At 36.9% G+C, this 7337-nt stretch carries 7 protein-coding genes; 1 reads left to right on the top strand and 6 read right to left on the bottom strand.

Annotated elements, in window-relative coordinates:
* Window positions 1-192: 192 nt before the first annotated feature.
* The 5 genes from D1094_RS05660 to D1094_RS05640 form a co-directional block, all read right to left on the bottom strand.
* Window positions 193-441, bottom strand: coding sequence for a hypothetical protein (locus D1094_RS05660; protein ID WP_118959103.1), 249 nt, complete (start codon window positions 439-441; stop codon window positions 193-195).
* A 443-nt stretch (window positions 442-884) separates the two neighbouring features.
* A complete protein-coding gene (locus D1094_RS05655; protein WP_118959102.1) occupies window positions 885-1118 on the bottom strand; it encodes a hypothetical protein in 234 nt (77 codons plus the stop codon).
* A 131-nt stretch (window positions 1119-1249) separates the two neighbouring features.
* The gene (locus D1094_RS05650) at window positions 1250-1543 is read right to left on the bottom strand and encodes a hypothetical protein (protein ID WP_118959101.1); all 294 of its coding nucleotides are present in this window, start codon (window positions 1541-1543) and stop codon (window positions 1250-1252) included.
* A 1206-nt stretch (window positions 1544-2749) separates the two neighbouring features.
* Window positions 2750-3127: a hypothetical protein gene (locus D1094_RS05645; protein ID WP_118959100.1), complete on the bottom strand. Its 378-nt coding sequence runs from the start codon at window positions 3125-3127 to the stop codon at window positions 2750-2752.
* A 113-nt stretch (window positions 3128-3240) separates the two neighbouring features.
* Window positions 3241-3534, bottom strand: coding sequence for a hypothetical protein (locus D1094_RS05640; RefSeq protein WP_147361055.1), 294 nt, complete (start codon window positions 3532-3534; stop codon window positions 3241-3243).
* 641 nt (window positions 3535-4175) lie between these two features.
* Here D1094_RS05640 and D1094_RS05635 point away from each other — a divergent pair.
* Window positions 4176-5141 carry an integron integrase gene (locus tag D1094_RS05635; protein WP_118959098.1) on the top strand — a complete coding sequence of 322 codons (966 nt, stop codon included), beginning with the start codon at window positions 4176-4178 and terminating at the stop codon, window positions 5139-5141.
* Window positions 5142-5236: 95 nt separating this feature from the next.
* Here the strand turns inward: D1094_RS05635 and D1094_RS05630 are convergent, their stop codons facing one another.
* On the bottom strand, window positions 5237-7081 hold the full coding sequence (locus tag D1094_RS05630; RefSeq protein ID WP_404851444.1) for a DUF885 domain-containing protein: 1845 nt from the start codon (window positions 7079-7081) through the stop codon (window positions 5237-5239).
* Between the last annotated feature and the right edge of the window lie 256 nt (window positions 7082-7337).

The raw sequence follows: 7337 nt of genomic DNA, 5'->3' as shown, positions 1-7337 counted from the left end.
AAACACCAAAACGGTTAGGCGAAAACTGAGGCGTAACCCACCAAGCTAACCTTGAAAACACTGTTCTTACAATAAAATAACAACTCGATTTCGTGTTGCCAAATAACGCTTTGCTAAGCGGCTAAGTACAATTTGCTAAAGTGCGCGGAGCGCAAGCAAACTGTACGTGTCCGTTTGAGCAACTTGTTATAACTAATTTGCGACCCATACTAAGGTATCTTTTTGCTCTTTTTTATATTTCAATTTACTTTCGCTGATAAGAGTACACGTCATGCTTTTTCCGACTTGTAACATTTCTGCTCCTTTTGAATACTCAAGATCCGCATAATAACAAAATTTTGTTATATCAATACTTTTCTTTTTGGGTTCAATTTGTTGACTTGTATCAGCAAAAGACAATGGGGCAAATGCCATTAATAAGATAGTGATTGCTTTTTTCATCGAACTACTCCTTTAGTAGGTTTTAGTTATAACGCTTTGCTAAGGGGCAAATTATTGTTGGTTATAATGCGCGAAGCGCCAACCAACTGTAATTTGTCCGTTTGAGCAACTTGTTATATGCAGCGGAGCTTGTACCCAAACACTGCACGAACTTAAGCCGCCCGTAATATTAAAACCTGACCGTGATTTTTTACGCTACTCACAACTGCCAGAACTAAATTAATAGCGTTGCCACCTTTGAAAAAGGTATAAAAGGCAACGCTTATTAGTGTGCTAATACCAAACCTTGTTTAGCGTAAAACACTGGTTAAAATCTCTTGCTCTAAAACATAATTACTAAGAGCATATAACGCCCAATTAACAGGCAAAAAATGGTTGGCTAAAATAGTGACGAAGGAACAAAAGCCAACTGTTTTTTGTCCTTGTTTAATTGCTTGTTATATTTATTTTTTACTTGCATCACTAATATGTTTTTTTAAAGACTCTACTTTCGCTTCACAAGACTTTCTTTGAGTCTCTGGCATATCAGAACACTTTTGATACTGGCTATTAGATTTACTCATAGCAACAGCAATTGAAAGGCAAAGCGGGTCTGTACACTTTTTAGGATCTTCTTCATATGCTTTATTAACACAACCAAACAAGTTAAGAGTTAAAATTAAAATAATCCATTTCATCTTATATCCTTTTTGAAACCACAATAAATATAACGCCTCACTAAGAGGCAAAAAATAGTTGGTTAAAATAAGCGACGCAGGAGCAAAAACCAACTGTTTTTTGTCCTTTTGAGTGACTTGTTATAAGTAATTTACTCTGACTTTTTTTTACTTGTTACTACGGTAATCAAACCTGCCAACAAAAGCCAAAATAGCACTACAACCACATACGCCGTTACCGATTGGGGTAAAGCCCCAAACCCTTCAATTTTGAAGTGTGTCTCACCCATAGCTTTTGCAACACCTGTCCACAAAACGGGGATATTTACCCAGAATAATAAAGGTAGAAATAATAATCCAATTTTTGTTAAAGCCAATATTGGAGGTAAGTTAAATATAAAAGATATAACCAGAAAACGTTTAATTGAGAAAGCTTTAAAATTCATCCATGACTCCCATGCCTTGATTACTTATAACGCCCAATTAATGGGCAAAAAATAGTGGGCTAAAATGGAGCGAAGCGAACAGCCCGCTGTTTTTTGTCCCTGTTTAATTGCTTGTTATGTATTTGTTACTTATAAACTTTACACTAACAAACAATGCAAAAAGTTAATAGATAAACGGAAAAAAGCAAAAGCGCTCACCGCCTAATTAACACCAAGCAGTTAACTTTGAGCCAACCTAAAAACTGCTAAATTGGTTTGCCCTACTTTGCTTGGCGAAAACTCAAAAGCTACAAATACCAAACCAACCTTAAACCACCGAACTAATAAAAATATTTACCTCAAAAAGTAGGCGGTACATAACGCTTATATTAAGCGGCTAAAATAGGTTGGATTGGTTTTTGCGGTACTTTGCAAAAAACGAGACAAACTGTTTTAGTCCGTTTGAATTATCTTGTTATTTGATGGTAGCGATAAACACTAACGATAACAAGAGCTTTAATAAGTTTGGCAGCCCGACCGTAGAACTAAAAAGTGCCCAGCAACACGACTAACCAAACAGTGATTTTTGAGCCAAACACGAAAGCTAGAACAAAGTTAATGGCTTTACAGCGAAGTTACTTAAAAAGCGTAAAGTCTATTAGCGATGAACACCAAAACGGCTAGGCGAAAACTGAGGCATAACCCACCAAACCAATTTATAAAACACCGCTCTTACACATAAATATTAACTTGATTTCGTGTTGCCAAATAACGCCGCTGTTAACCGGCAAATAAATAGTTGGTTAAAATTGTGAGGCACGAACAAAAACCAACTGTTTTTTGTCCGAGTTGAACGCCTTGTTAGACGGTAACTCCACCAAACTTTTCCAGATAATCAACCACTTAAGCGCGCGACTAACCGAAATTGATCTGAACATACTCCCAAAGCGCTGTCCTTTAAGTGAGAGAGTCGCTCCGCCTTAGCAAAGACACGCTAGGCTCACGTTCTCTCACTTAAAGGACAATGAAAGAAGTATAGCGCGTGTCAACTTTTCGGTTAGATTTTCTCATCATAGCAGCGCGCGTTAATATACTGATTATTTATACAGTACATTAAATCATCTAACCGATAAACACATACAACAGATCGTTACCGATCTAACGCCCTAATAATGGGCTAAAAATTGTTTGCTAAAAATGTTGAGGAACGAAAACAGCAAACTGTTTTTAGTCCTTATTTATTAGCTTGTTATGTTGTTTATACCACCTAAGCCAAAGCAATCCAAGAGGAATAGACAACGCGATAGAACATGCAAAAAAATATGCGCTATTTACGTAAAAGGAACCAGCTTCTTTTAGGATAGCGGGACCAACAAAAGGATCATTAATTTCAACTAACAGCGCATAAAAATAAATAAGAAATAAAGGTGCGACAATGAGTAAAAGTATAGGTTTGAACCTAGCAGTTAATAATGTTGCTACAGATCCGAAAATACCCAACAAAATAACTAGAAACAGCGAAGGCTCTTTGTCCATAACCTCTGCATATGCTGATAGTGGAAAGAGTAAAAGACTGACAAGTGATATTAAATGTAATCTATCCATAGACTCAAACCTCCTTGAACAACATAACGCCCTAATAATGGGCAAAAAATTGTTGGCTAAAATGTTGAGGAACGAAAACAGCCAACTGTTTTTTGTCCTTATTTATTAGCTTGTTATGTTTTATTTTTAGCCAATTCTGCAGTTAACTTTACCATTTCATTTCGAGTTTCCAACTGTGCTATTGCGCTCTCCATAAAACTATGAAGTACACCCAGAAGAACAAATGAGCCTACGATATAAAACATACCTTCACCAAGAGTAAGGAGGGCTGCAGCAGCACCAAGGCTAAATAACTTGAAACTACTATAAATAAGAGTAAGTCCAAAGATACAAATTAGAGCTACACATAATCTAGCTCCACGAAGAATTAGCTTATAACTATTTGGTAATTCTAATTCCCTGCTCATAAAGTTCTCCATATTATCCTTAAAACATAACGCCGCTGTTAACCGGCAAATAAATAGTTGGTTAAAATTGTGAGGCACGAACAAAAACCAACTGTTTTTTGTCCGAGTTGAACGCCTTGTTAGACGGTAACTCCACCAAACTTTTCCAGATAATCAACCACTTAAGCGCGCGACTAACCGAAATTGATCTGAACATACTCCCAAAGCGCTGTCCTTTAAGTGAGAGAGTCGCTCCGCCTTAGCAAAGACACGCTAGGCTCACGTTCTCTCACTTAAAGGACAATGAAAGAAGTATAGCGCGTGTCAACTTTTCGGTTAGATTTTCTCATCATAGCAGCGCGCGTTAATATACTGATTATTTATACAGTACATTAAATCATCTAACCGATAAACACATACAACAGATCGTTACCGATCTAACAGTTTATTATGAGGCAAATTGCCTTCTTTCCACAAAAAGAAGTTTGCCTTATATAAATATTGAAAAATCAAATAATAAAGTAATGAACCCATATAATCAATGAGTTAAATTTATCGAGCAACTGGTCGATGTGTGAAAGGAGGCAAATTGCACGTTTTCTTTGCAGAAAGAAGGAAATGCACTAAACTGTATTTATATACAGTTACTTTATTAGGTGTTTATGTCTTCAGAATATTTGAATTATATTAAAGAGCAGATGCGAGTTAAGCGATACGCGAAAAGGACGATTGAGAGCTATGCTTACTGGATAAAAGCTTATATTAACTTTAACCATAAAAAACATCCTAAGTATTGCCATAATAAAGAGGTTGAAAGCTTCTTGTCATACATAGTGAACACCTTGAATGTAGCACCTAAAACACAGGGTATTGCATTAAATGCACTAGTCTTTTTATATAAGCATATTATCGAAACCCCCTTAACGCTTGAGTTAAACTTTAATAAATCACGCCAACAAACCAAATTACCTGTTGTGTTAACACAAAAAGAAATTACTGACTTATTAGCGAATGTCCCTCAAAAATATCAGTTACTTTGTCAAATAATGTATGGCAGTGGTTTACGTTTAATGGAAGTTGTTCGGTTAAGAGTGCAAGATATCGATTTTGATTTCTATGCCATTCAAGTTTGGCAAGGGAAGGGCGGTAAGAATAGGCGAGTAACGTTAGCTAAAGAATTAGTTCACTCATTACAAGCTCAGCTGTTATTAGTTAAATCATATTATCTTATTGATCAACAAAATGTTAATTATCACGGTGTGTGGTTGCCTTTTGCTTTATCACGAAAGTACCCCAATGCAAGGTTAGAATTAAATTGGCACTATTTATTTCCATCGTCAAGGTTAAGTACTGATCCTGAGTCAAATACCCTGCGTCGACATCACATTGATGAAACCACATTAAGAAAAGCGGTTAAATTTGCGGCCAAGAAAGCAGGCATAAGTAAAAATGTTACTTGTCATACATTGCGCCATTCGTTCGCGACTCATTTATTGCAAAGAGGGGCAGACATCCGTACGGTGCAAGAACAATTGGGGCATACCGATATTAGAACCACACAAATATACACCCATGTTATTGAGCATGGTGCCAATGGAGTCAGAAGTCCATTATCTGACTTACTTTAATGTTAAGTTGAAGTATTAGAGGTGGGGGGATATTCGTACTCAGCAGTACAGTAGCAAGCTGAGCACGAAATCCTATTGATTACATTGGGTTTTTATTAACTTTGTTTATCTTGAACGTAGTCGTTTACTAACTCAGCTAGTACATTAAGCGGTACAGGGCCATTCTTTAAAATAACATCGTGAAATTCACGAATATCAAATTTGTCGCCTAAATCAGCTTTCGCCTGCTCGCGTAACTCAATAATTTTAATCATACCAATCTTATAAGCAGTGGCTTGTGATGGCATAACAACATGACGTTCCACCATTTTTACCGCATCTGATACGGCATTTGAGGTATTTGAAACGTAATAGTCAATGCCTTCTTCACGAGTCCATTGTTTAGTATGAATACCGGTATCAACAACAAGACGACAAGCTCGCCACAACTCCATCGCTAAACGACCAAAGTCTGAGTAAGGGTCTTGATATAAGCCTATTTCCTTAGGAATAAATTCAGAGTAAAGTCCCCAACCTTCAGTGTGTGCGGTATAGCCGCCAAATTTACGGAACATAGGTATGCCAGTAAGCTCTTGTTTTATTGCAAGTTGCATATGATGCCCTGGAATTCCTTCATGATACGCTAAAGCAGCCATTTGGTAGGTTGGCATCGCTTCCATATCATATAGGTTGGCATAATAAATACCGGGTCTTGAGCCATCTGGTGCAGGTGATTGATAAAAGGCTTTACCTGCAGATTTCTCTCTAAAGGCTTCTACGGCTTTTACTTTTAACTTAGCCTTAGGTTTAGTTAAAAATAAGCTGTCTAGGCGACCTTCCATATCATCAATTAAGGCAACGGCTTCATCAATATAACGTTGTTTACCTTCAGGTGAACTTGGGTAGTAAAATTGCTTGTCGCTACGCATAAACTCGAAGAATTCACTTAAGTTACCGTCAAAGTTAACTTTTTTCATAATAACGCGCATTTCATCATGAATTCTGGCAACTTCACTTAACCCCAGAGTATGAATGTCTTCTGCAGTTAAATCTGTCGTTGTTGTGCGCTTTAAGGCGTTGTTATAAAAAGCTTCACCGTCAGGGAATTTCCACACGCCATCACGTGTATCGGCTTTTTTCTCAAGCTGAGTAAGATAAGTTATTAAGGCTTGATAACCTGGCTTTAAGTGTTGTGTTAATGCTTGGCTAACGTCATCAGTTAAGGCCGATTTTTCTTTTTCAGTAATATCTAGCTTAGCAACTTTTCGTGTAAAGTCAGCAAGTAAGGTACTGTCTGCTTTGCTATCAAAAGGAGCACCAATAAGTATGTTTTGTGAATCACGAATGACATGTTCAAAAACAAATTTAGGCGCGATAATGCCTTTATTTTCACGAATCTTTAATTGTTCAATGAGTTGCAGTATTAGCTTTTGTGCACCCTTAACACGTGAAATATAATCTTGTGCTTCTTTAACGCTGCTAATTGAATGTTGATTAATTAAAAATGCAGGTATTTGAGAGTGAGTACCATACATTTGGTTTACAGGATAACTATGGTAGCGCCATTTATAATCGGCAATTTGATTTTCAAGGCGTTGTACTAATAAGCGGTAACTAATTTGGGTTTGCGCATCAAGGTTGTTAATGTCTATGGCGGTAACACGAGCAAGGTTCTCTTTGGCTATCGCGTGTTCTTTTTCGCTATTAGCCTCTGACATGTCGTACCATTTGTCGTAATTATCTTTAATACCAAGGTAGGTTTGTCTTACGGGGTTACGGTTTACGCCTTCTTTAAAAATAGTATCAAAGAGAGCATTTGCTTGTTTTGATGCTTGTTCGGTTGACTGGCTATTGAGTGTAGTTGCCGTTGACTCAGTAACTGATGTATTGCCTTGCTTAGCACAGGCAGTAAGTAGCGCACTTGAAATTGCTACTGCAATTAACGTCTTTGTAATTGTCATTATATGCTCATTAATTAAATTTTATGTAATCGTCATTCTCTCCTAATCACGATCCTTTGTGCAATCAAAGCTCGATAAGTGGGACTATTTTTACGATTAATGGAGACTTGTAATTTTAAGTAACGTTTTTTTTGTAGCGCAAAGCAGTGATTTTATTTTTTTATTATTGATTTTCAGTTGCTTATGAAACAACTTTGTCTGTGATAAGTTTGTGATGTTCTTGTGATAATCAAGTTATCTTCATGTGATCAAATTG

Source organism: Colwellia sp. RSH04 (assembly GCF_003545765.1).
Classification (GTDB): Bacteria; Pseudomonadota; Gammaproteobacteria; order Enterobacterales; family Alteromonadaceae; genus Colwellia.
The sequence above is the reverse complement of the archived record's forward strand: the minus strand, read 5'-3'. Positions and strand labels throughout refer to the sequence as shown.

Excerpts from the sequence above, each read along its gene's own strand:
- D1094_RS05660 (WP_118959103.1), bottom strand. The coding sequence starts at position 441 with ATGAAAAAAGCAATCACTATCTTATTAATGGCATTTGCCCCATTGTCT.
- D1094_RS05655 (WP_118959102.1), bottom strand. The coding sequence starts at position 1,118 with ATGAAATGGATTATTTTAATTTTAACTCTTAACTTGTTTGGTTGTGTT.
- D1094_RS05650 (WP_118959101.1), bottom strand. The coding sequence starts at position 1,543 with ATGAATTTTAAAGCTTTCTCAATTAAACGTTTTCTGGTTATATCTTTT.
- D1094_RS05645 (WP_118959100.1), bottom strand. The coding sequence starts at position 3,127 with ATGGATAGATTACATTTAATATCACTTGTCAGTCTTTTACTCTTTCCA.
- D1094_RS05640 (WP_147361055.1), bottom strand. The coding sequence starts at position 3,534 with ATGAGCAGGGAATTAGAATTACCAAATAGTTATAAGCTAATTCTTCGT.
- D1094_RS05635 (WP_118959098.1), top strand. The coding sequence starts at position 4,176 with ATGTCTTCAGAATATTTGAATTATATTAAAGAGCAGATGCGAGTTAAG.
- D1094_RS05630 (WP_404851444.1), bottom strand. The coding sequence starts at position 7,081 with ATGACAATTACAAAGACGTTAATTGCAGTAGCAATTTCAAGTGCGCTA.